Genomic DNA, 21,404 nt, shown 5'->3' with positions numbered 1-21,404 from the left:
CGATTTTGTCTCTATAGCCAAGAATTCCATTAGCCAAAGCTTCTATCATAAACTTTGCACAAACTCTGTATGTTCTTCACTACTCAAACCTTGTTGCAACACTCCTAAAACCTTTGCCATTTCCCCTTTACATAATGCCTCTACATCCAACCACAAGCCAGGAAAAACCCGACTTTTAATTATATTATTTATATCAGCTTCTAGCGCTCTATATTCACCATCCTCTAAGCAGAACCAATCTAATTGATTTTCTAAAATTCGCCAAACAATATATTCTTTAACACCGTTCCGACGGTAAACTTTTTTCTTATCATGTAAATCATTAGCAGCGCTGCTAGCTGCTACTTCAGCGATTAATTCTGGCGCGCCTTCAATATAATCATCTTCACTAATACGTGCTTGTCCGCCTAACTTTTCATCAATCAACAATACAACATCAGGCTGGGGTTCATTATCTAAATCTAGGCGCACTGTGACATTATCGCCCAACTCAACCCCAGGAGTGGCAACTTTATAAGTGCCTAACCAGATGATTAAGTCTCCATGCGGTTTTCCATGACTATTAAAACGCAAAGGTGATGCCACGTATACAATTCCTTCTATTAATTCTGCTTTTTTAACATGAGGCATAGCAGTATATCGGCGTTCAAATTCCTGGCGAGTCAGCCTATCCCCACTTTCTAACGGCGGAATGCGGATACTTTTATTCAAGTTTTGTTCTATCGATGCTGTCATGAGCAGATTCCTCAAGGGAGTGTTGCTAAATTTAGTATAATAAATTCTTTGTTTATAGCAGTTATCTAAACTTATTTACAGCGATTTTCAGGTAAATAAACTACATTTTATCTCATACCAATTATGTATACAAATACCTCTAATGGATAAAACCTCCGCGCCTCTTTGCGCCAACCTCCGCGTACCTTTGCGTTGAAAAACTTTAAATTGTTAATTAACTTCAAGGAAACCAATTTAACCAAGCGTCCCAATTTTCCACGATTTTGGCAAATTCTGTATAACCTCCTACTCTAGGATGAGCGCCGTCATTAGCTCTTGCTTCATTTATCCAAATATTCGATTTTTCCAGAATTGGAAATACATCTAAATAAGGCACATTTAACTCTTGACAAATTAAAGCTAAATTTTGGGTTAAATCTCTGTTTCTTTGCCTTCTTTCAAGGTCTTCTCGTTCTACATATGGTGCTGGGCCAATCATTAAAACAGGATATAACTGTTGCGCTTTATTTAAAATTTCTTGGGCATTTTTGAGCGAATCTGCTAAGTCTACACGAGTTTTACCATTTTCTGGTGTTGTGTCATTTAATCCAAAAGAAAACACAACTCTGGCATCATATTCCTTTGGCAAACGCAGCGATACTTCTTGTAACCAACGCTTTGCTATATCGCTACTCGTATCGCGCCTAATTCCTAAATTATAGTAAGTGATGTCATAACCTTTTTTATTAGCATTAGCACATACTCTCCCCGTCCAACCCAGACATTCAGGGTCACCAGTACCGTTTACAAAGGAGTCACCAATAAAACAAATTCTAACTTCACGTAGCTGTAAATTCATTGAATCAATACTTTTAGGATGTCAAGTTTTACACGCAATAAAATAAGAGAGGTAAAATTAATTGCCTCTCTTAATAAATCAACTTCAAAGGTATTAGGTTTTAGCTTTTACCTTTTAATTTTTAGTATCTGCTGGGTTTGTGAACGATAAAGCTGAGAATTTGGCATTGCTTGATGTTGTCAAAACCTACAACGCGGATGTAATTGTTGGAATATTGAGAACGGCAAGATTGAACTTCGTTCAACACTTCTTGAGTAGATTTAGCGCCGAACAAAGGCAGCTTCCACAGTGTCCAGTATAATTCTGTTGGCTCAGAGGTTTCGTTGAATTCAACCGCTGGAATGTAACCTTGATTCAAGATGTACTGGATCTGCTTGGCAATTTGAGCATCAGACAGAGGAGGCAGATAAGAAAGGGTTTCGTAACGACGCTCTTTTGGTAGAGTTTGCATAGCTTTAGTATTAAAAGATTGCGGTTGACTTCAGTTGTCAGTTATCAGTCACCAGTTATCGCTGCTGACTATTCACTGTTCGTTATTTGGGTCTGAGGTTGTTTGCTGTTCTGGGTACAGACTGGGGTTTGATGTATCTATTTGTGTGATGCGTTCTAGATGCTGGCGACGTTGTTCCATATTGGCTTGCTGAATGCCAGTGCGAACCATTTCCGGTAAGAAATCAGTCACTTCCTCGGCAATATGTTCTCTGACAGTCATGATCCGCAATGCCAAATCCGGCTTTTCTCGAAACAGTTGCTTGATGTAAGCTTCTCCGTCTTGGACTTTATCGGCAGAAAAGTTATGCAGCCACAGTGCCAATGGAGGATTAGTTTCGCCCAGCTGCGCCAATACTGTCCTTAGCGCCTGATATGTCAGGTAGCTTTGGAGAGTCTTGGCTGTGTCTTTCGCAATTTGCTTGAGATTCATGCTTGACCCCAGCCCTTAAGAGTTATGAGTTATGAGTTATGAGTTATGAGTTATGAATTAATGTAACTCTTAACTCCTAACTTCTAACTCGTAACTTTGGATCAGACGGTATCCATAGCTTCAAACTCAAACTTGATTTCTTTCCAGAGTTCGCAAGCAACGGCTAATTCAGGAGACCACTTAGCGGCTTCGCGGATAATGTCGTTGCCTTCACGAGCCAAGTTGCGACCTTCGTTACGAGCTTGGATGCAAGCTTCTAAAGCCACGCGGTTAGCTGTAGCACCAGGAGCGTTACCCCAGGGGTGACCGAGAGTACCACCACCAAATTGCAGTACGGAGTCATCACCAAAGATTTCTACGAGTGCAGGCATGTGCCAAATGTGAATACCACCAGAAGCAACTGCCATTACACCAGGAAGAGAAGCCCAGTCTTGGGTAAAGTAAATACCACGAGACTTGTCTTGCTCAACATAGTTTTCACGCAATAGGTCAACGAAGCCCATTGTGATACCGCGCTCACCTTCCAACTTACCAACTACGGTACCGGTGTGGATGTGGTCACCACCAGACAAGCGTAGGGCTTTAGCTAATACACGGAAGTGAATACCGTGGTTCTTCTGACGGTCGATAACAGCGTGCATAGCGCGGTGGATGTGCAACAGAATACCGTTGTCACGGCACCAACGAGCCAATGTGGTGTTAGCGGTGAAACCTGCTGTCAGGTAGTCGTGCATGATGATGGGCTGTTTGAGTTCTTTAGCGTACTCAGCCCGCTTCAGCATTTCTTCGCAGGTGGGAGCGGTAACGTTGAGGTAGTGACCTTTGATTTCGCCGGTTTCTGCTTGGGCTTTAGCAATAGCTTCAGATACGAACAAGAAGCGATCGCGCCATCTTTGGAATGGTGCAGAGTTGATGTTTTCGTCGTCTTTGGTGAAGTCCAAACCACCGCGCAAGCACTCATATACAGCGCGTCCGTAGTTCTTCGCTGACAAACCTAATTTTGGTTTGATGGTACAACCCAACAACGGACGACCGTATTTGTTTAATTTGTCACGCTCAACTTGGATACCGTGGGGAGGGCCTTGGAAGGTCTTGATGTAAGCTACTGGAAAGCGGATGTCTTCCAAACGCAGTGCCCGCAGGGCTTTAAAACCAAATACGTTACCTACGATGGAGGTCAACACATTGGTTACAGAACCTTCTTCAAACAGATCCAGAGGATAGGCAACATAGCAAATAAATTGGTTGTCTTCACCGGGAACTGGTTCGATGTCATAGCAACGACCTTTGTAGCGATCGAGGTCGGTGAGCAAGTCTGTCCACACAGTTGTCCAAGTACCAGTGGAAGACTCAGCCGCTACAGCCGCACCTGCTTCTTCAGGAGGAACTCCAGGCTGAGGCGTAACGCGGAATGCTGCTAGAAGGTCTGTATCTTTAGGTGTGTAATCGGGGGTGTAATAAGTTAATCTGTAATCCTTAACCCCGGCTTGATACCCAGATTTGCTCTGAGTCTTCGTTTGAGCGTAAGACATATTTTATCCTTCCCAGAAGTCACTCTTTTTACTTATCAAATCACGTATTGTGCAACTTTCCCACACCCCGCTCTTTCCCCCTTGAGCGGGGAGAAGATCGGGAAAAATTTTTGTTATGGGTTGTTTTCGGCAGAGTTTAGCACTTTTTTTGCGGCCTATACTTTGGTAGTGAAGGTAACCCTCATTACCAGTGTTCTTCCATGCTTGGGCAGACGACCTAGCGCTTCTACTCCTTCCTCTGCCTACACATCAAAATTCTTTTTTATCTGTTTCTCTTCTCGCACCCGACTAAACCTTCTCAATTTCACCAAAACTTCCGCACTTTGCGGGCAGCATTTAGATAATTCTCTCATAACCTGGCATATTCAGGAGATTGGCCTGGCTGGCACACATTTTCCCCTCCATAGTCCTTTTATCTTCTCCTTAGTTGGGAAAGATACCAGAAAAGAATTTACTTGACAGAGATTTAGCAGAGTGGTGAGCAAAAGATAAAAGAATTGCACACCACGAAATTTGTAGCTTGTTTCACAATATATCAAGAATTCGATAAGTTATTCTTTGAAAGTTTTTAACTTATTTATTTAAATTTGTTATTACATAAAGATTTAAACATTTTGTTAAGAAAGATTTACAAAATGTCATTAATGGTGTTTGGGGAATGGGGCATAGGGCATGGGGCATTGGGAGTGGTAAGTAGAGAGTTAGGGGTTAGGGGTTAGGAGTTAGGAGTTAGGAGTTAAGAATTATTCTCCTTGTCCCCATACCCAATGCTCAATGCCCAATGCCCTATGCCCAATGTTTAAAAATTCCGAGGGAGGGGAACACTGAAGTTAACCAAAAGCCAGTTTTGATAACGGCTATGGGTAGTGTCTTTAAAGGAAATGCGATCGTGGTATTGTTTTGCAAGCGTAGTAGTTTATTGATTTCTTCTATCTTGCTGGGGTTAATAACTCTGCCGAGTATGGGATGGGCACAAAAAACCCCTGATGTTAATTCATCTGATTTAGCTCCTGCTTACCCGTCTTCACCACCGCCTCCGCGAGTAGATCCTTTACCCGATGAACGGGGAGTGCAAGAAAATTCGCCAGAAACGGATTATCGTGTCGCCAACTTAGTGGCGGATGTTACAGGTAATCTTTGGGTGGGTTCTTGGCGGGGACTATCGCGGATTGACCCGAAAACTGGCAAGATTGTTTCTCGTGTAAGTTTACCGAATGTTGCCATTGGCGCTTTAGCCCAAGACAAAGTAGGACGCTTGTGGGTGGGAAGTTATGGTGGATTGATGCGAGTAGATCCCCGCACAAGCGAAATTACTGCACAGAATTTATTTTTGCCTTCTAAACGGGTGTTGTCCCTTTTAGTTGACAAGCGCGGCTATTTGTGGGCTGGAACTGATAGTGGTTTAGCTTTAATTAGTCCCGACCAAGGTTTGATTATGACTACATTAAAAAATCTGCCTGGTGTTAGCGCCAACACTTTGACTTTAGATGCTGAGGGTCAGCTGTGGGTTGGTACTCTTGATGGAGTGGTGCGGGTTAATACTGCCAGTGCTGCAATTATGAAGCGAATTGCAGATTTACCCGGAACCACTGTCCAAGCCTTAGCTATTAGTCCAGAAGGGTTGATTTGGGCGGGAATGCCAAATAATTTGCTAGTGATTAATCCCAAAACTGGGGCAGTGTTGCGGTCTGTAACGCGGCTGCGGGGGCGTAATGTTACAGCAGTGCGTTTTGCCAAAGATGGTAGTGTCTGGGTCGGTACTCACGATGGTTTGTTACGATTAAATCCAAATACCGGAGCTGTGTTAGACGCTGAAGTTGCTGGACTTCCTTCTAGTCGCATTCTTGCCCTTGCACCTGACATCGGCAACAAATTGTGGATCGGTACTAGTGAAGGTCTAGCTTGGTTAATGCCGAAAATGAGCAGTGCAAAACCCCATCTTGCTTTTAGTCGCGCCGTGAAGTAGAGATTAGGGACTGGGGACTAGGGACTGGGGACTAGGAAAATTGATTCCTAACATCCAATACTTAATAACCAATACCTAAATCCCCAATCTAAAATCCAAAATCTAAAATCTAAAATTGGCAATGGCAATCACTACCCAGCAATTAATTCAATGGAAACAACAGGGACGTTCAATTGTGGCGTTAACCGCTTGGGATTATGCGATCGCCCAACTCTTGGATGCAGCTGGTGTAGACTTAATCCTCGTGGGTGACTCGATGGCAGTAGTTTTAGGCTACCAAACAACTCTGCCAATAACTTTAGATGAAACAATCTACCACGCCAAAGCTGTACGTCGAGGAGTTAAACGCGCTTTTTTACTGGTTGATTTACCGTTTTTGAGCTACCAGGAAAGCATCCAACAAGCAATACATTCAGCTGGTAGGGTTTTGAAAGAAACCGGGGCGCAAGGTGTAAAGTTAGAGGGTGGTTATCCAGAAATGGTGGAAACTGTGGCTCGTTTGGTAAAAGCGGGAATTCCAGTTATGGGTCATGTGGGTTTGACCCCGCAATCAGTACATCAACTCGGTTTGCGACAACAGGGTAAAACCCAAGAAGCGAGTGAGAGAATTTTAAGTGAAGCGATCGCTCTCGAACAAGCCGGTGCTTTTGGTATGTTGTTAGAGCATATCCCCGCAGATTTGGCAATGCAAATTACACAAAAACTTACCATTCCCACAATTGGTATTGGTGCAGGGCCTCACTGTGACGGTCAAGTTTTAGTTACCTCAGATATTCTCGGTCTTGCAGAAAAAAGTCCGCCATTTGCCAAAGTTTACACAAATTTACGGGAGACAATTACGAAAGCTGTGCAAGATTATGCTTTAGAAGTGCGAGAACGGAAGTTTCCTTGAGCAATACTTCGCTACATAAAAAAATGCCTCAATTAAACTCGATTTTCAGGCGTGAAATTCTTTTTTGCTAAAACTTAAAGCCTCTCAATTTGTAACCTATTCATTAATCAAATGTTTCTTAACAATTTTGCAAACATTGTTTGACAATTTCTCACATTTGCTTAGTCATTAATGAAGCCAATGGATGCGAAAAAAGCATAACTACTTGTGGTGGTTGTTGACTGTTAACAGCCAAAGCTAGATTTTGTCTCTTATCCCTGTTTCCTGGGAGTGCTTCGAGATGTCGTGTAATAATTTTGGCAATTATAACTAATTAACCAGACTTGATATTAGTCATTTATTCCATGACTTTTGTGATTAGCAAGAAACTTGAGTTGCTTGCATTACTTGAGTTTTGACCTATGTGCGATGGTTTTTGCAGAATGTTCCTATATCTACCATCGAAAAAATTGTGTCATTATTTTTTCTCCACCGCTTTATAAGTTTATAAATAAAGCTATAAAATTTACCTCAAATGTGAGTTACGAGCGTGTTAAATATTAAGAAAAGTTACAAAAAATATATTCACGCAGAGCTTTTCTAGATCGAGATCGAAAGTTAGATTGAATTTAAGTATTAAAGCGTAGAGAACATGATTGAACTGTGGAAATTCCGCAATTGCCACCAAGACAATTGTAGAAACCCAGTGTAGTCTTTAACTAGAAAAACAGTGTCAGGCAGTTACTAAGCAAAAAGACAACTATTCCCACTAAACTTTTTAATATTTATTGTTCTTATGACACCAAAAGACATCAAAATTAAATTTCCTCTTTGGCAATATCTGAACCAGCCCTTATTTAGTCCCGATACTAAGTTAGTATGGAATCCCCATCGCTTTGCATTGATGTGGCGTCTTCAAATGCTAGAACGCTGCTGGACTAAAGAATGTGACGCCAAAGGGCCTCAACAGCATTAACTAGCTCAAAAGCTGCTGCAATTCCTTTTTTTGACTTGCTCAAGCCTCGTCGTCTACAATACGAGGCTTTTTGCCGTCTAGTAAAGTACTAACAGTCATGTCTCCCATAACATTAATGGCAGTGCGGCAGCGATCCAAAAACCAGTCTACAGTCACTAGTAAAGCTATGTATTGGGTAGGTAAACCTACAGAAGTAAACACCAATGTCATTGTTACTAGTCCAGCATTGGGAATATTCGCTGCACCCACCGATGCAAAAATCGAAGTGAGGATGACAATTACTTGCTGTCCCAAGCTTAGATGTTGCCCAATTAATTGAGAAATATACAATGCAGACATGGCTTCATAAAGAGCAGTGCCATCATTGTTGAAATTTGCTCCTACCAATGCTCCCAAGGCAGCAGAGGATTCTCTTAAACCAACTTTTGTTTGCAAAACCTCGAAGGTTACAGGCATGGCGGCGGCAGAGGAAGAAGTCGAGAAAGCCGTCAAAAAGGCATCAGAACCGCCAGCGAGAAATTTTAGTGGGTGTACCCAAGAATTAAATTTGACTCTGGTGAGGTAGTAACATGCTTGTAAAAACAGTGCTGCTAGCACCGCGACGATGAATGCCCCTAAAGATTGAAAGGGGGCAAAACCTTCTTTAGCAACAGTTTTAGCTACAATGCCAAACACTGCAAACGGTACTAAGGCAATTACCCAATTGAGGATGCGGACTACTGCTTCAAACAAAATACCGATGACATCTTCAATGGGTTGGTATCCGTTTTTTCCTTGGGCAATTTGTTCGGATTTTAATCCCCGCAGCACAATGCCAAAACTCAGGGCAATGACAATCAATTGAATGACGTTATTATCAACTAACGGCTTAAGAACTGCTTCCGGTACAGCATCTTTGAGCAGTCCCCAAGGATCGAGGCTTTGACTTGTAATTTGCGTATTTGTTGAAGTGACTACATTGCCCCAGGTTCCGGGACGCAGAACGTTTGCGACGAAGAGTCCCACCAAAATAGCTACTGTAGTGTTGGTTAAAAGTAGTACAAATAGCCGTCTTCCCGTGGTTCCAGGGATATTTGTAGTCATTAAAGTATGTAGCACTGCTACCAAAATCAAAGGCGTAGCTAGGGCGCGGAGAGCCTTTAGCACCAACTCAGCCGGAATTGCTAAATTGTTAATTAGGGTGGCATTGCTGGGGCTGGGATTTCCGGCACCAAGGACAATTCCGACGCTAATGGCGATTACTAGGGCGATGACAATTTGTAACGTTAGAGGAATACGCTGCCACCAAGGCCTAGCTCTGGTTTCAGGCGGAGTGCTACTTTCTGGATGACTCATTGGTTAGATGCGGATTAACTGTTGTAACTATTAAAACAACACTGGTGACAGTGGCAAATCCGGAAAAACAAAAGCTTTATTTTTGGGTAAAAACTGCTAATGTAAGATCCCGTTGCTTTGCAAAATCCGGTAAGCTCCTAGAGATATTTTTGGCTTGTGTTTGGAGGCGCTTATGTCCTTTGTCCCTTTGCATATTCACAGTGACTACAGTTTGCTTGATGGAGCAAGTCAGCTACCAGAGTTAGTGGAACGAGCGATCGCTATGGGGATGAAGGCCATCGCCCTTACCGATCATGGTGTTATGTATGGTGCGGTTGAATTAATTAAAATTTGCCGCAGTCAAAATATTAAGCCGATTATCGGTAATGAAATGTATATCATTAACGGCGATATTGAGAAACAAGAACGCCGTCCCAAATATCATCAAGTTGTTTTAGCTAAAAATACCAAAGGTTACAAAAATTTAGTCAAATTAACTAGTATTTCTAATCTCAAAGGCGTTCAAGGCAAAGGAATTTTTTCTCGTCCTTGTATTAATAAAGATTTACTCAAAGAATATCATGAAGGCTTGATTGTTACTAGTGCTTGTTTGGGTGGAGAAGTTCCCCAAGCAATTCTCAGTGGCAGACCAGATGCAGCGCGAAAAGTGGCTCAGTGGTATAAAGATGTATTTGGTGATGATTATTATTTAGAAATTCAAGACCACGGTTCCCAAGAAGACCGGATTGTGAATGTTGAAATAGTCAAAATCGCGCGGGAATTAGGGATTAAATTTGTTGCTACCAATGATTCGCATTTTATTTCTTGTTTTGACGTTGAAGCCCATGACGCTTTGTTATGTATTCAAACTGGCAAGTTAATTATTGAAGATAATAGGATGCGTTATAGCGGCACAGAATATCTCAAATCTGCCGAAGAAATGAAGCAGCTATTTCGCGACCATTTACCAGATGATGTCATTGAAGAAGCTGTAGCCACCACTGAAGAAGTTGCCGATAAAGTCGAGCCTTACCATATTATGGGTGAGCCTCAAATTCCTACCCCTCCAATTCCCTCCGGTCATACTGCTGATACTTACGCGGAGGAAGTTGCATGGATTGGACTTTTAGAAAGATTAAATCGTAAATCACGAAATGAAGTAGATTCCGTCTATAAAGAAAGATTGGAATACGAACTCAAAATGATCCAGCAAATGGGTTTTTCCAAATACTTTTTAGTTGTCTGGGATTACATTAAATTTGCCAGAGATAATAATATTCCCGTCGGCCCTGGTAGAGGTTCGGCCGCTGGTTCGTTAGTGGCTTATGCAATGCGAATCACTAACATTGACCCCGTACATCATGGACTATTATTTGAGCGATTTTTAAACCCAGAACGGAAATCCATGCCTGATATTGATACGGATTTCTGTATTGAACAACGCGATAAAGTTATTGATTACGTAACAGAGAAATATGGTGCAGATAGAGTTGCCCAAATTATTACCTTTAACCGTTTAACTTCCAAAGCTGTTTTGAAAGATGTGGCCAGAGTATTAAATATTCCTTATGGCGAAGCCGACAAAATGGCGAAATTAATTCCTGTGGTGCGGGGAAAACCCACAAAACTAAAGGTGATGATTTCTGATGCAACTCCAGAAGCAGAGTTTAAAGAAAAATACGATCAAGATCCAAGAGTCCGCCATTGGGTTGATATGGCGATGCGAATTGAAGGAACAAACAAAACCTTTGGAGTTCATGCAGCCGGTGTAGTGATTTCAGATGAACCACTAGATGAAATTGTGCCGCTACAAAAGAATAATGACGGTTCTGTAATTACTCAATATTTCATGGAAGACTTGGAATCATTGGGTTTGTTGAAAATGGACTTTCTGGGTTTGCGTAACTTGACCTTGATTCAAAAAACTCTTGATTTAATCGAAGAAAATAAAGGATATAGGATTGACCCGGATGAAATCACCCGTGGCGAAAGAAAAGCCCAAAGTATATTAGCTAAAGGCGAACATACGATTTTACCTAACGAAGTCAGGAAAACTTACGAATTATTAGAAGCAGGTGAATTAGAAGGAATATTTCAATTAGAATCTTCTGGAATGCGTCAAATAGTCCGAGATTTGAAACCTTCTAATATAGAAGATATTTCTTCGATTTTGGCACTTTATCGACCGGGGCCATTAGATGCAGGACTAATTCCGAAATTTATTAATCGTAAACACGGTCGAGAAACAATTGATTACGAACACAATATTTTAGAACCAATATTAGATGAAACTTATGGAATCATGGTCTATCAAGAGCAAATCATGAAAATTGCTCAAGATATGGCTGGCTATTCCTTGGGACAAGCTGACTTGTTGCGTCGGGCAATGGGTAAAAAGAAAGTTTCGGAGATGCAAAAGCAGCGAGAAAAATTTGTCGATGGTGCAGCCAAAAATGGTGTAAAAAAACAAGTTGCTGATGAATTATTCGAGCAAATGTTGAAATTTGCTGAATATTGTTTAAGCTATGACACTGAAATTTTGACGGTAGAATATGGATTTTTACCCATTGGAGAAATTGTAGAAAAAAACATTGAATGTAGCGTCTACAGCGTCGATGGTAATGGAAATATTTATAGTCAACCCATCGCCCAGTGGCATCATCGCGGACAGCAAGAAGTGTTTGAATATAGTTTAGAAGACGGTTCAGTGATTCGAGCAACAAAAGACCATAAATTTATGACTGTTGATGGTCAAATGTTGCCCATTGATGAAATATTTGAGGGCGAATTAGATTTGCTGCGGGTGGAGGGTTTGCCAGAGTAGGGATGAGGGAGGTGGAGAGGTGGGGAGATGGGGAGATAGGGAGACATGGGGACACGGGGACGCGGGGAAAAACAAATGACTAATGACTAATGACTAATGACTAATTATGCTGGTTCATGACAAACGGCTTCTATGCGATATCCGTCAGGATCGATTACAAAAGCGGCATAATAATGAGGGTGATAATGTGGGCGCAATCCTGGTTTACCATCGTCTTTAGCTCCAAAAGCGATCGCTTGTTCGTAAAAAGCATCGACAGCATTACGATTATTGGCGATAAATGCCAGGTGAAAGCCCCTTGATACTTCATGGGTAAATTTTTGGCGACTCACAAGCCAAAACCTGGGGAAGCTATCAGTGCCATAACCAGCAATGTCAGTTAAACTAAATAGCCGCTTGATACCCAAGGGCGCAAGCACGGCGTCATAGAAGGCTAGACTGCGTTCTAAACTACTCACCCCAAAGGATAGATGGTCAAACATCAGCTTTGACTTTTATATAGGTACTTGGAATATTTTTCAACAAAACGGTATCTCAAGAGCGATATCAATCCAGATAAACTAAAAACTTGAGTATCTGAGTTCTAAATTCTGATGTATTTAGCGTACAGCATATAAATTATACGTATCGACAAATTTATAAGGTAAAAAATTAATTTTTTCAGCTTTGATTTGACTAAAGCCATGAAAGGTAAGCATTTCTTTGATTCGATCTAGTTTTCCTTGGCGATCGTGAACTTCTGCTACAATTTGTTTGATTTTACCCCAGTCTGATGATTCTATACCTTTGAAAACTTCGTATTCTTCGCCTTCCACATCAATTTTTAATAAGTCTATAGAATTAATACCTAATTCCTTAATTACAGAAGAAAGTGTTCTCACTTGACACTTTACTTGTTGTACGTCTTTAATAAAATCTGTAAATAATTCTTCAACATCGTTGGATAATTTATCAGAAATAGCGTCTATATTGACTAATTTTTCACCTGGGTTTAATGTTGAATGTCCCGTCATCTGGGGATAAAAAGTAAATATTCGCTCGTGATTATTTTCTGAACTTAATCCATAATTAAATAAAAATACATTTTTTTCTAAAAAATGTAAGTAAATATTTTCATTTAATACGTCAAAAATTTGCTCAATCGGCTCAAATGCATATATTTTTACCTTTTGCTGGAGTTGATTGATAAATAGTGAGAACATACCAATGTTTGCTCCCACATCAAATATACAATCTCCTTCCTTAATTACGATACCGTTCTGAAGATACTGCTGTTCAATAAAAACTTCTTTAAAGATATATTCTGTTTCTTCTTTACTGCCGACATAGTAGCATTCAAAATCATTGGAAAAAGTTATTTTTTTGGTATTCATTTTTGTATTCGTAGTGGTTTGATTAATTGGCGATCAAAATATCTAAATACTGATGAAAGCATTATCTGATATTTAATCTATGACCAAAATCCTAATTAATATATATAACATTAAGTATGTCAATCTAAGAACTAAATTTAAAATATACAGCAGATTAGAACTTTGTGAGGTACAGATAATCGCAGGGAACATGGCTGTGTCCCTAGCCGTGTACTTCATTTACGTGAAATACGCTGTAGTTGCCTTGACAAGTAAAAATTTAGAAAAGCATCAGTCCTTGAAGCGACCTAGTATGCCAAGTTCCGGGTATTTGCTAAACACCTGCATTGGCTAGCCCATAGATATCGTATAATGTATCGGTTATGCTAAGTTGAAATAATTCTTCTCAAAACCATATTTTTATTTTCCACAATGCCTAGTATAAATTTTTACCCTTTACCGGAAATTTCGATTATTTTATCTACTTATAACCGAGCAAAGTATTTAAACGATTGTATTAATAGTGTTCTGGAGCAAACTTTTAGGAATTGGGAACTAATTATAGTTGACGATGGAAGTCAAGATGAGACTTTTACAGTTGTTAATTCTTATTTGCAAGGATACGAAAATATTCGTTATCTAAAACATCAAAATCGTAAAGCTGCTTTTGCTAGAAATGCTGGTATCCAGGCATCATTCGGAAACTATATCACATTTCTAGATAGCGATGATACGTATAAAAACAATCATCTAGAGTCCCGCCGGGAATATATGCAAGCTAATCCGGAAATTGATTTAATTGAAGGAGGATACGAAATCGAAGAAGAGTTTTTCGTTGCCGATTGTTTTAAACCAGGTGAAAAAATTAGTATTCGAGAATGCGTTGTCGGTGGGACATTTTTCGGCAAAAGAAAGGTGTTTTGGGAATTAAAAGGATTTAAGAATGTTGATTATGGAGAAGATGCAGAGTTGTGGTCTCGCGCTGAAAAAATTTTTAAAACTCACAAAATAAAAGAACCAGAGACTTATATTTATACTAGAACAGAAACTAGTACCACAAAAATTTTTATGGATAAAATCTCCTAAATTTAGCTAGATATTTGGTATGAACATTAACTTTGATTTAAAGTCAAGAGAAAATATATTTTATCAGCATACTAGCTATAAATGGAGAAATTTATTTTTAGGAATTATCCTCAGTTTATCTCTACTCTTCTTATCTAGTTGTCAAAGTACAACACCAAAAAACAATGGTGCAATTCATATCACACTGTGGCACAGTATGAATCCACCGGGTAATCGGGATGTATTTAATAAATTAATCGATAAATTTAATGAAACTCAAAGTGATGTTTATGTAGAATCTGTCTATGTAGGAGTAGATGGAATATTACCAAAAATTTTGACAGCTGTGATTGGCAATGCGGCTCCAGATATGTTGTCATTTTCTCCACAAATGACAGGTCAATTTGTAGAGTTAGAAGCAATTCGACCTCTAGAAGAATGGCTTTCCAAATTGCCACAAAAGTCGGAAATTTTTCCTAATTTATTTGAAGAATTGGAATTTGATGGTCACATTTGGTCAGTTCCTCTCACTACTGCGAATATGGGGATTTTTTACCGCCCTAAACTTTTCCAAGCAGCAGGAATTACCCAAACACCGAAAAATTGGGAAGAATTGAGAGAAGTTGCCAAAAAACTAACCATAGACCGTAATGGCGACAATCGACCAGAACAATATGGAATTTTATTGCCTTTAGGAAAGGGAGAATGGACTGTTTTTAGTTGGTTCGGGTTTTTATTAAGCGCTAAGGGAGAAATTGTCACCAATAATCGCCCAAATTTGACGAATCCGGGAGCGATCGCTGCCTTACAATTTTGGCAAAATCTATTAAAAGATGGTTCAGCAACCCTTTCTCCCCCAGAACGAGGTTATGAGGAAGACGCTTTTATTTCAGGTCGTGTGGCGATGCAAATCACAGGGCCCTGGACTTTCATTATGAAGTCTAACGTTGACTTTCAAGCGTTTCCCATACCTGCAAATCTCCAGCAAGCTTCTGTTAAAGGCACTGGAAATTTGTTTTTGATGAAAACTACACCGGAAAAAGAACAAGCCGCACTCAAGTTTTTTGAATATATTTTGAGTCAAGAATTCCAAACAGAATGGAGTATTAAATCAGGTTTTTTACCAACAAATATTAAATCAGCCGAAAGTCAAGCTTATCAAGAATTTCTCAAACAAAAACCTATTTTCAAAACTTTTCTTGACCAAATGTCTGTATCGGGTTACAGACCAATTATTCCTGGCTATAGTCGTTTGTCTGATGCTCTTGGTCGAGCGATTGAAGCCGCCATACTTGGTGAATCTCCAGAAATAGCACTGGAAAAAGCCCAAGCTAACCTCGACTCAATTTGGGATTCCATACAACCTCAATGAAATCTAAAATCCTACCAGCACCCCTCAAACCCGGTGACTTGCTGCGAGTCATTGCTCCTAGTGGTGCTTTACGAGAATTTGAGGCATTTACACGAAGTATAGAAATTTGGCGATCGCATGGCTACCAAGTTGAAATCAGTCCCAAGATAGATGATAAATGGGGATATTTAGCTGGCGACGATGAAAACCGCCGCCACCAGCTAGCAGCAGCATGGCAAGATCCCAATTGTCGCGGTATCCTCTGTGCCAGAGGTGGTTTCGGTAGCACTCGCATCTTAGAAAATTGGCATTGGCAACAAAATTCAGAAGTTCCCAAGTGGCTGATTGGCTTTTCTGACATCACTGCACTTTTATGGAGTCTTTATAACGTGGATATTGTCGGCGTTCACGGCGCTGTGCTGACAACCCTTGCTGATGAACCAGATTGGTCAATCCAGCGATTGTTTGATTTGGTGGAAGGTCGTTGTCTGGCTCCGATCAAAGGTTGTGGTTGGGGTGGTGGTATTGCAACTGGCACTTTATTACCAGGAAACTTGACAGTAGCAACTCATCTTTTAAATACACCAATTCAGCCAAATTTTGATGGCGTAATTTTGGCACTGGAAGATGTCACAGAAGCGCCCTATCGCATCGATAGAATGCTTACCCAGTGGCGTTTAAGTGGTGCTTTAGCAAAAGTGCGCGGCATTGCTTTGGGCGGTTTTACTCGTTGTGAAGCCCCGCCAAACGTGCCTAGTTTTAGCGTCGAAGAAGTATTGCGCGATCGCTTGGGGGATTTGGGGATTCCTGTAGTCTTCGATTTGCCTTTTGGTCACGATAGCCCCAATGCAGCCTTACCAGTTGGTGTCAAAGCAACTTTAGACGCAGATGCAGGGATATTGGCCATCGACGAACGATAAATTTTACACCATAGCAATTTTTAAAACTTGCTTCGGAAAAGTTGGCAAACACAGAATTAAAAAAATAAGGAATGTATGGACAAAAATTTAATCATTGATGTCGGCGTTCACACGGGTCAAGATACAGAATTTTACTTAAAAAAAGGCTTTCGAGTGATTGGTATAGAAGCCGATCCTCAGATTTACAAATCAGTGAAAGAACGATTCAATAACTTCATTGAAAATGGCCAGCTTACCCTGCTAAATATTGCTGTGTCAATCAAAGACGAACCAGTCACATTTTATACAAATTCAAACCAAACCTTTTGGGGTACAACTTCATTAGATAGAGTTAAAAAAACCGAAACTACCTTTAGTACCCCTTTCATCGAGACAACAGTAGAAGGATGCCGATTTGAAAAAATCCTGGAAAAATTTGGCATTCCCTACTATTTGAAAGTTGATATTGAAGGTACTGAAATATTGTGCGTACAAGCATTAAGACAATTTGCGAGCAAACCAAAATTTATTTCTATAGAATCCACAAAAACTTCTTGGAATGCTTTGCTGAATGAATTTGCAGTGTTTAAAGAACTTGGTTATCAGAAATTCAAAGCCATTAATCAAGCAGAAGTACCAAAACAAGTTTGTCCCTCACCAGCACAAGAAGGTCAGTATGTACCATATAAATTTGAATATGGTGCTAGCGGACTGTTTGGAGAAGAAACACCAGGAAATTGGCTTTCGGAAAGAGAAATAATTGACGTTTACAAAGGCATTTTTTTGAACTCTAGAATCCTGGGAGTAAATGGAATTGTTTCCAAATTACCTGGGGGAAGAACGCTGCTAGAGAAACTCAACATTAAAGAACCTTGGTATGATACTCACGCTAGTTTATAGACTGTTACGCATTGTTTATTATGTTGACAGTTAACCGTAAACAGGAGTGACTGACGGGTATGTAGGGCTTTGCCCAAATAAAGCATCGAATCAGCGAACAATTTTACTTTGACTAGGTAAATTTCTCTTCAAAGTACACAAGCCAATTGCTGGTATGGCTCCGAGAATTATTGCTGTTAACGCTTGTCCACTCCAATACAAGATAAAATTACGGCTGGCTTCGGGAATTAGATTTTGCACAATAAAAAGTAACCAAACCAAAATAGTAATTAATAAGAAAGAAATTGAAGGTAGAAAATTCCACCACCAAGCACTTGCTGTATATTTTCTTAAAACCAGCCATTGGCAAATCCCTAGCCAAATGCCAGAAATAATATAAGCAATGGCAGATAGAAATCCTAAAATCAAAGTCTGTTCTGGTGATAAAGCTTCATTGAACGACCCGGCAATGGATGAAATATAGTTAATCCAAGCTGTAGAAACGCCGTTGGCAATTAACCAACCAACACTAGTAGCAAATATCCATTGCCAACCAGATAGATATCGATAAACCACAAGGGCTTGATCCGCAGAAAAAATCAGCGCAAAGGCAAGATTGCTCAGACATCTAACCACAATAATCCAGCCTTGCGAATCTAGAGACAAGTTTTCGAGAATCAGTTTTTCTAAAGCGATACTGGCAACGCCGCCAACAACCCATCCGATGAGGGTCATTAAGGTAAACTGAAAAAAGAATTTCTGTCGCTGCGATCGCGGAATCAAAAATTTTCCTGGGCTAGGCTCGTTATTAGCTGATGTCAAGCCATCGGGGCTGTTGGAGTCGGATTGCATAAGAGATTAGGGAGTAGGGAGTGGGGGATAAGGGAGATGAGTCAGGTAAGAGAAAAGGTTAAAGGGTAAAGGGTAAAGGGATAAATTTAACCTTTCCCCCTTTCCCTTTCCCCATTTCCCTTTCCCCCATGCCCAATGCCCAATTCCCAATTCAATATTGATTCCTGTTTTATCCTATTTCCCAGTTCTCAGTCCCTAGTCCTTAGCCCCCAGTCCCCTTAATTCTGAAAAAGCGTAATCCTAGAATGATAAGCTAAACAATGGCATAAAAAAGTGACTTAGGATGAAGTGATAAATGAGCGTTTCGTTAACAACTCCTCATCTCTTACGTGCTGCTCGTGGTGAAGTAGTAGATCGTCCCCCTGTATGGATGATGCGACAAGCAGGACGATATATGAAAGCATATCGAGACTTGAGAGATAAGTATCCTTCGTTTCGCGATCGCTCGGAAATTCCAGAAGTCGCAATTGAAGTTTCCTTGCAACCCTGGAAAGCCTTCCAGCCAGATGGAGTAATTTTATTTTCTGATATTGTCACCCCATTACCTGGTTTGGGCATTGATATGGACATTGCCGAAGGTAAAGGGCCAATCATTCATTCGCCTCTCCGCACTCAAGAACAAATTGATAACCTGCGTCCCTTAGAACCAGAAGCAGCTCTACCATTCATCAAAACAATTTTGCAGGCGCTACGGTCTGAAGTAGGCGATAAATCAACGGTGTTGGGCTTTGTAGGTGCGCCCTGGACTTTAGCCGCTTATGCGGTGGAAGGAAAAGGTTCTAAAACCTATTCCGTCATTAAAAATATGGCGTTTTCTGACCCCACGATCTTGCATCAATTGTTAACAAAATTCGCAGATGCCATTGCCATTTATGCCCGCTATCAAATTGACTCTGGCGCTCAAGTGGTACAAATGTTCGATTCTTGGGCGGGTCAATTAAGTCCCCAAGATTATGACACCTTTGCTCTGCCTTATCAGCAGAGAGTTTTCCAACAAGTGAAGCAAACCCACCCCGATACACCGTTAATTTTGTTAGTTAGCGGTAGTGCAGGCGTGTTGGAAAGAATGGGCAAATCTGGCGCAGATATCGTCACTGTAGACTGGGCTGTGGATATGGCAGAAGCACGGGCAAGATTGGGCAAACAAGTGAAAGTCCAAGGAAATCTTGACCCAGGTGTGCTATTTGGCTCTAAAGAATTTATCCGCGATCGCATTTATGATACCGTTCGCAAAGCCGGCAATTGGGGTCACATTCTCAATCTCGGTCACGGTGTCTTACCGGAAACTCCAGAAGAAAATGTCGCTTTCTTCTTTGAAACCGCAAAGCAACTGAATTTGGCAGGAGTTAAGGGTTAGGAGCCATTCAATTTTGGATTTTAGATTTTGGATTCAATCCAAAATCCAAATTCTTTTTGAAAACCATCAAGGCTGCGATGCAAAATCTAAAATTTGCAAAGCTATGACCTATAAAGTGTTGCAAAGTTGAAAGTTATTTTTTCTTCTTAACTCCTGATTTGGAACTTTCGACTTTATTCTTAACTCTTAATTTTTAACTCCTAACTTTTTAGAAATTATTTTATGAGCCAGAAACGGATTTTAGTGACTGGTGCAAGTGGTTGTGTAGGTCATTATATAACAGAAGCCTTAATTCAAGAAACAGATTACGAACTGTTTCTGCTAGTTAGAAACCCCGCTAAACTGCAAATTGATACTCACGCACGTCTAGGTATTAATGTTTTGCAAGGTGATATGCAAAATATTAGCCAATTTGCTGATTTATTATCAACAATTGATATAGCAGTACTCACTGCGACAGCTTGGGGTGGAGAGAACACATTTGATATTAATGTTAACAAAACTATAGAGCTGATGAAGCTGTTAGATCCAAATAAATGCCAACAGGTAATTTATTTTTCCACAGCTAGCGTTTTGGATAGCCACAATCAACCATTAAAAGAAGCTGGAGAAATCGGTACAGATTATATACGCTCTAAATATGAATGCTTACATCAAAAAGAAAAATTAGAAATAGCGCCCAAAATCACCACGGTTTTTCCGACTATAGTTTTGGGTGGTGATACTAATAAACCCTATTCTGCTGTTTCATCTGGTATTAGAGAAGTTACTAAATATATTAATTTGATTCGCTTTTTGAATGCAGATGGTAGTTTTCATTTTATCCACGGGCGAGACATTGCCACTGTGGTGCAATATTTAATTGAACATCCTCCTGGCAACAATCAACCACGTCAATTTGTTTTAGGTCAAGCAAAATTAACTGCTAACCAAGCAGTGGAACAAGTTTGTGCTTATTTTGGCAAAAAGATTTACTTTCGCATTCCTGTATCCATAGCTTTAGCAAATTTAATTATTGTTTTGTTCCGTATTCGCATGGCTGCTTGGGATAGGTTTTGCATGAATTATCGGCATTTCACTTATGAAAATGCAGTTAATCCTAGCAGTTTTGGTTTGCCAAATTATTGTGCAACCATGAGTGATGTTTTGAAATTAAGTTGAGGCTAGGATAACAATTTTAGATGTTCCATAAATGCCGGATGAATTGAGATTTTTGACCAAGGCTAAAGGTTGATTCTTTGCTTCTTTGCGCCTATCCTCCGGGTTCCGCCTTTGGCAGTATGCGTGAGGTAAAAATCATCCCACCAATCAGCAACGCCAATTTTATTATATTATTTAGTCATTTTTAATCTTTATTGTTGTGGCGTTATCTGAACTTTCATTAATTTTGAGGGTTAAAAAAACGAACCACAAAGGACGCATTCGCGCAGCGTCTCGTCAGAGAAGAGCGCAAAGGAAGAAAAATTAAGGAGGAGTTCACCTATCAGAACTAATGGGACAGACCACTAGTTTTGAGAACGATTTTTAAGAGCGATCGCTGAAACTAATTTGCGATTTTAGATGACATAATTTGAGATTCAAAACTAATTTAAATCATCAAAAATAAATATATTTTTGATATAAAAATAATATTTTTTCTTAGAATTACATCAAAAATTGATAATTTATACC

At 40.1% G+C, this 21,404-nt stretch carries 19 protein-coding genes; 10 read left to right on the top strand and 9 right to left on the bottom strand.

Features of this window, described 5'->3' with window-relative positions:
* Positions 1-45 precede the first annotated feature (45 nt).
* The 5 genes from GNE10_RS09900 to GNE10_RS09880 form a co-directional block, all read right to left on the bottom strand.
* On the bottom strand, positions 46-735 hold the full coding sequence (locus tag GNE10_RS09900; protein ID WP_185565029.1) for a Uma2 family endonuclease: 690 nt from the start codon (positions 733-735) through the stop codon (positions 46-48).
* 220 nt (positions 736-955) lie between these two features.
* Positions 956-1,573 carry a GDSL-type esterase/lipase family protein gene (locus GNE10_RS09895; RefSeq protein WP_185565028.1) on the bottom strand — a complete coding sequence of 206 codons (618 nt, stop codon included), beginning with the start codon at positions 1,571-1,573 and terminating at the stop codon, positions 956-958.
* A 121-nt stretch (positions 1,574-1,694) separates the two neighbouring features.
* On the bottom strand, positions 1,695-2,024 hold the full coding sequence (locus GNE10_RS09890; RefSeq protein ID WP_073640462.1) for a ribulose bisphosphate carboxylase small subunit: 330 nt from the start codon (positions 2,022-2,024) through the stop codon (positions 1,695-1,697).
* A 72-nt stretch (positions 2,025-2,096) separates the two neighbouring features.
* Positions 2,097-2,495: a RuBisCO chaperone RbcX gene (gene rcbX, locus GNE10_RS09885; protein WP_185565027.1), complete on the bottom strand. Its 399-nt coding sequence runs from the start codon at positions 2,493-2,495 to the stop codon at positions 2,097-2,099.
* Positions 2,496-2,596: 101 nt separating this feature from the next.
* Positions 2,597-4,027 (bottom strand): form I ribulose bisphosphate carboxylase large subunit, encoded by a 1,431-nt coding sequence (locus GNE10_RS09880; protein WP_099066989.1) that lies wholly within the window; start codon positions 4,025-4,027, stop codon positions 2,597-2,599.
* Between the two features lie 859 nt (positions 4,028-4,886).
* Here GNE10_RS09880 and GNE10_RS09875 point away from each other — a divergent pair.
* The 3 genes from GNE10_RS09875 to GNE10_RS09865 all read left to right on the top strand — a co-directional run bounded on the left by GNE10_RS09875 (position 4,887) and on the right by GNE10_RS09865 (position 7,840).
* Positions 4,887-5,993 (top strand): two-component regulator propeller domain-containing protein, encoded by a 1,107-nt coding sequence (locus tag GNE10_RS09875; protein WP_185565032.1) that lies wholly within the window; start codon positions 4,887-4,889, stop codon positions 5,991-5,993.
* Between the two features lie 121 nt (positions 5,994-6,114).
* Positions 6,115-6,885 carry a 3-methyl-2-oxobutanoate hydroxymethyltransferase gene (gene panB, locus GNE10_RS09870; protein WP_099066991.1) on the top strand — a complete coding sequence of 257 codons (771 nt, stop codon included), beginning with the start codon at positions 6,115-6,117 and terminating at the stop codon, positions 6,883-6,885.
* 775 nt (positions 6,886-7,660) lie between these two features.
* Entirely contained in the window at positions 7,661-7,840 is a 180-nt protein-coding gene (locus GNE10_RS09865; RefSeq protein ID WP_180267693.1) for a hypothetical protein, read from the top strand.
* 39 nt (positions 7,841-7,879) lie between these two features.
* Here GNE10_RS09865 and GNE10_RS09860 read toward each other — a convergent pair whose 3' ends face one another.
* Positions 7,880-9,175: a dicarboxylate/amino acid:cation symporter gene (locus tag GNE10_RS09860; RefSeq protein ID WP_185565026.1), complete on the bottom strand. Its 1,296-nt coding sequence runs from the start codon at positions 9,173-9,175 to the stop codon at positions 7,880-7,882.
* 172 nt (positions 9,176-9,347) lie between these two features.
* Here GNE10_RS09860 and GNE10_RS09855 point away from each other — a divergent pair, with 172 nt between their 5' ends.
* Entirely contained in the window at positions 9,348-11,978 is a 2,631-nt protein-coding gene (locus GNE10_RS09855; RefSeq protein ID WP_185565025.1) for a DNA polymerase III subunit alpha, read from the top strand.
* A gap of 104 nt (positions 11,979-12,082) precedes the next feature.
* On the opposite strand, the gene GNE10_RS09850 is transcribed toward GNE10_RS09855, so the two are convergent.
* Both GNE10_RS09850 and GNE10_RS09845 read right to left on the bottom strand, forming a co-directional pair.
* Positions 12,083-12,460, bottom strand: coding sequence for a VOC family protein (locus tag GNE10_RS09850; RefSeq protein WP_185565024.1), 378 nt, complete (start codon positions 12,458-12,460; stop codon positions 12,083-12,085).
* A 117-nt stretch (positions 12,461-12,577) separates the two neighbouring features.
* Positions 12,578-13,351 carry an FkbM family methyltransferase gene (locus tag GNE10_RS09845; protein WP_185565023.1) on the bottom strand — a complete coding sequence of 258 codons (774 nt, stop codon included), beginning with the start codon at positions 13,349-13,351 and terminating at the stop codon, positions 12,578-12,580.
* 411 nt (positions 13,352-13,762) lie between these two features.
* On the opposite strand from GNE10_RS09845, the gene GNE10_RS09840 reads away from it, so the two are divergent.
* From GNE10_RS09840 to GNE10_RS09825, 4 genes are all read left to right on the top strand, one after another.
* On the top strand, positions 13,763-14,416 hold the full coding sequence (locus GNE10_RS09840) for a glycosyltransferase family A protein (protein WP_185565022.1): 654 nt from the start codon (positions 13,763-13,765) through the stop codon (positions 14,414-14,416).
* A gap of 19 nt (positions 14,417-14,435) precedes the next feature.
* Positions 14,436-15,767: an ABC transporter substrate-binding protein gene (locus tag GNE10_RS09835; RefSeq protein ID WP_185565021.1), complete on the top strand. Its 1,332-nt coding sequence runs from the start codon at positions 14,436-14,438 to the stop codon at positions 15,765-15,767.
* Positions 15,764-16,666 (top strand): LD-carboxypeptidase, encoded by a 903-nt coding sequence (locus GNE10_RS09830; RefSeq protein ID WP_185565020.1) that lies wholly within the window; start codon positions 15,764-15,766, stop codon positions 16,664-16,666. Before GNE10_RS09835 ends, GNE10_RS09830 begins: the two co-directional genes overlap by 4 nt.
* A gap of 75 nt (positions 16,667-16,741) precedes the next feature.
* A complete protein-coding gene (locus GNE10_RS09825) occupies positions 16,742-17,545 on the top strand; it encodes an FkbM family methyltransferase (protein ID WP_185565019.1) in 804 nt (267 codons plus the stop codon).
* A gap of 90 nt (positions 17,546-17,635) precedes the next feature.
* On the opposite strand, the gene GNE10_RS09820 is transcribed toward GNE10_RS09825, so the two are convergent.
* Entirely contained in the window at positions 17,636-18,376 is a 741-nt protein-coding gene (locus tag GNE10_RS09820; RefSeq protein WP_185565018.1) for a hypothetical protein, read from the bottom strand.
* Positions 18,377-18,671: 295 nt separating this feature from the next.
* On the opposite strand from GNE10_RS09820, the gene hemE reads away from it, so the two are divergent.
* Positions 18,672-19,733: a uroporphyrinogen decarboxylase gene (hemE, locus tag GNE10_RS09815; protein WP_185565016.1), complete on the top strand. Its 1,062-nt coding sequence runs from the start codon at positions 18,672-18,674 to the stop codon at positions 19,731-19,733.
* Positions 19,734-19,955: 222 nt separating this feature from the next.
* On the top strand, positions 19,956-20,894 hold the full coding sequence (locus GNE10_RS09810; RefSeq protein ID WP_185565014.1) for an NAD(P)-dependent oxidoreductase: 939 nt from the start codon (positions 19,956-19,958) through the stop codon (positions 20,892-20,894).
* Positions 20,895-21,404 lie beyond the last annotated feature (510 nt).

The sequence above is a fragment of the Nostoc sp. 2RC genome, from assembly GCF_014222165.1.
GTDB classification, from domain to species: Bacteria; Cyanobacteriota; Cyanobacteriia; order Cyanobacteriales; family Nostocaceae; genus Nostoc; species Nostoc linckia.
The sequence above is the reverse complement of the archived record's forward strand: the minus strand, read 5'-3'. Positions and strand labels throughout refer to the sequence as shown.

What these genes read in the sequence shown, in the direction of transcription:
- GNE10_RS09830 (WP_185565020.1), top strand. Translation starts at nt 15,764, where the DNA reads ATGAAATCTAAAATCCTACCAGCACCCCTCAAACCCGGTGACTTGCTG.
- rcbX (WP_185565027.1), bottom strand. Translation starts at nt 2,495, where the DNA reads ATGAATCTCAAGCAAATTGCGAAAGACACAGCCAAGACTCTCCAAAGC.
- GNE10_RS09825 (WP_185565019.1), top strand. Translation starts at nt 16,742, where the DNA reads ATGGACAAAAATTTAATCATTGATGTCGGCGTTCACACGGGTCAAGAT.
- GNE10_RS09810 (WP_185565014.1), top strand. Translation starts at nt 19,956, where the DNA reads ATGAGCCAGAAACGGATTTTAGTGACTGGTGCAAGTGGTTGTGTAGGT.
- GNE10_RS09900 (WP_185565029.1), bottom strand. Translation starts at nt 735, where the DNA reads ATGACAGCATCGATAGAACAAAACTTGAATAAAAGTATCCGCATTCCG.
- GNE10_RS09855 (WP_185565025.1), top strand. Translation starts at nt 9,348, where the DNA reads ATGTCCTTTGTCCCTTTGCATATTCACAGTGACTACAGTTTGCTTGAT.
- GNE10_RS09860 (WP_185565026.1), bottom strand. Translation starts at nt 9,175, where the DNA reads ATGAGTCATCCAGAAAGTAGCACTCCGCCTGAAACCAGAGCTAGGCCT.
- GNE10_RS09820 (WP_185565018.1), bottom strand. Translation starts at nt 18,376, where the DNA reads ATGCAATCCGACTCCAACAGCCCCGATGGCTTGACATCAGCTAATAAC.
- GNE10_RS09835 (WP_185565021.1), top strand. Translation starts at nt 14,436, where the DNA reads ATGAACATTAACTTTGATTTAAAGTCAAGAGAAAATATATTTTATCAG.
- panB (WP_099066991.1), top strand. Translation starts at nt 6,115, where the DNA reads ATGGCAATCACTACCCAGCAATTAATTCAATGGAAACAACAGGGACGT.
- GNE10_RS09895 (WP_185565028.1), bottom strand. Translation starts at nt 1,573, where the DNA reads ATGAATTTACAGCTACGTGAAGTTAGAATTTGTTTTATTGGTGACTCC.
- GNE10_RS09845 (WP_185565023.1), bottom strand. Translation starts at nt 13,351, where the DNA reads ATGAATACCAAAAAAATAACTTTTTCCAATGATTTTGAATGCTACTAT.
- hemE (WP_185565016.1), top strand. Translation starts at nt 18,672, where the DNA reads ATGAGCGTTTCGTTAACAACTCCTCATCTCTTACGTGCTGCTCGTGGT.
- GNE10_RS09840 (WP_185565022.1), top strand. Translation starts at nt 13,763, where the DNA reads ATGCCTAGTATAAATTTTTACCCTTTACCGGAAATTTCGATTATTTTA.
- GNE10_RS09865 (WP_180267693.1), top strand. Translation starts at nt 7,661, where the DNA reads ATGACACCAAAAGACATCAAAATTAAATTTCCTCTTTGGCAATATCTG.
- GNE10_RS09875 (WP_185565032.1), top strand. Translation starts at nt 4,887, where the DNA reads ATGGGTAGTGTCTTTAAAGGAAATGCGATCGTGGTATTGTTTTGCAAG.
- GNE10_RS09880 (WP_099066989.1), bottom strand. Translation starts at nt 4,027, where the DNA reads ATGTCTTACGCTCAAACGAAGACTCAGAGCAAATCTGGGTATCAAGCC.
- GNE10_RS09850 (WP_185565024.1), bottom strand. Translation starts at nt 12,460, where the DNA reads ATGTTTGACCATCTATCCTTTGGGGTGAGTAGTTTAGAACGCAGTCTA.
- GNE10_RS09890 (WP_073640462.1), bottom strand. Translation starts at nt 2,024, where the DNA reads ATGCAAACTCTACCAAAAGAGCGTCGTTACGAAACCCTTTCTTATCTG.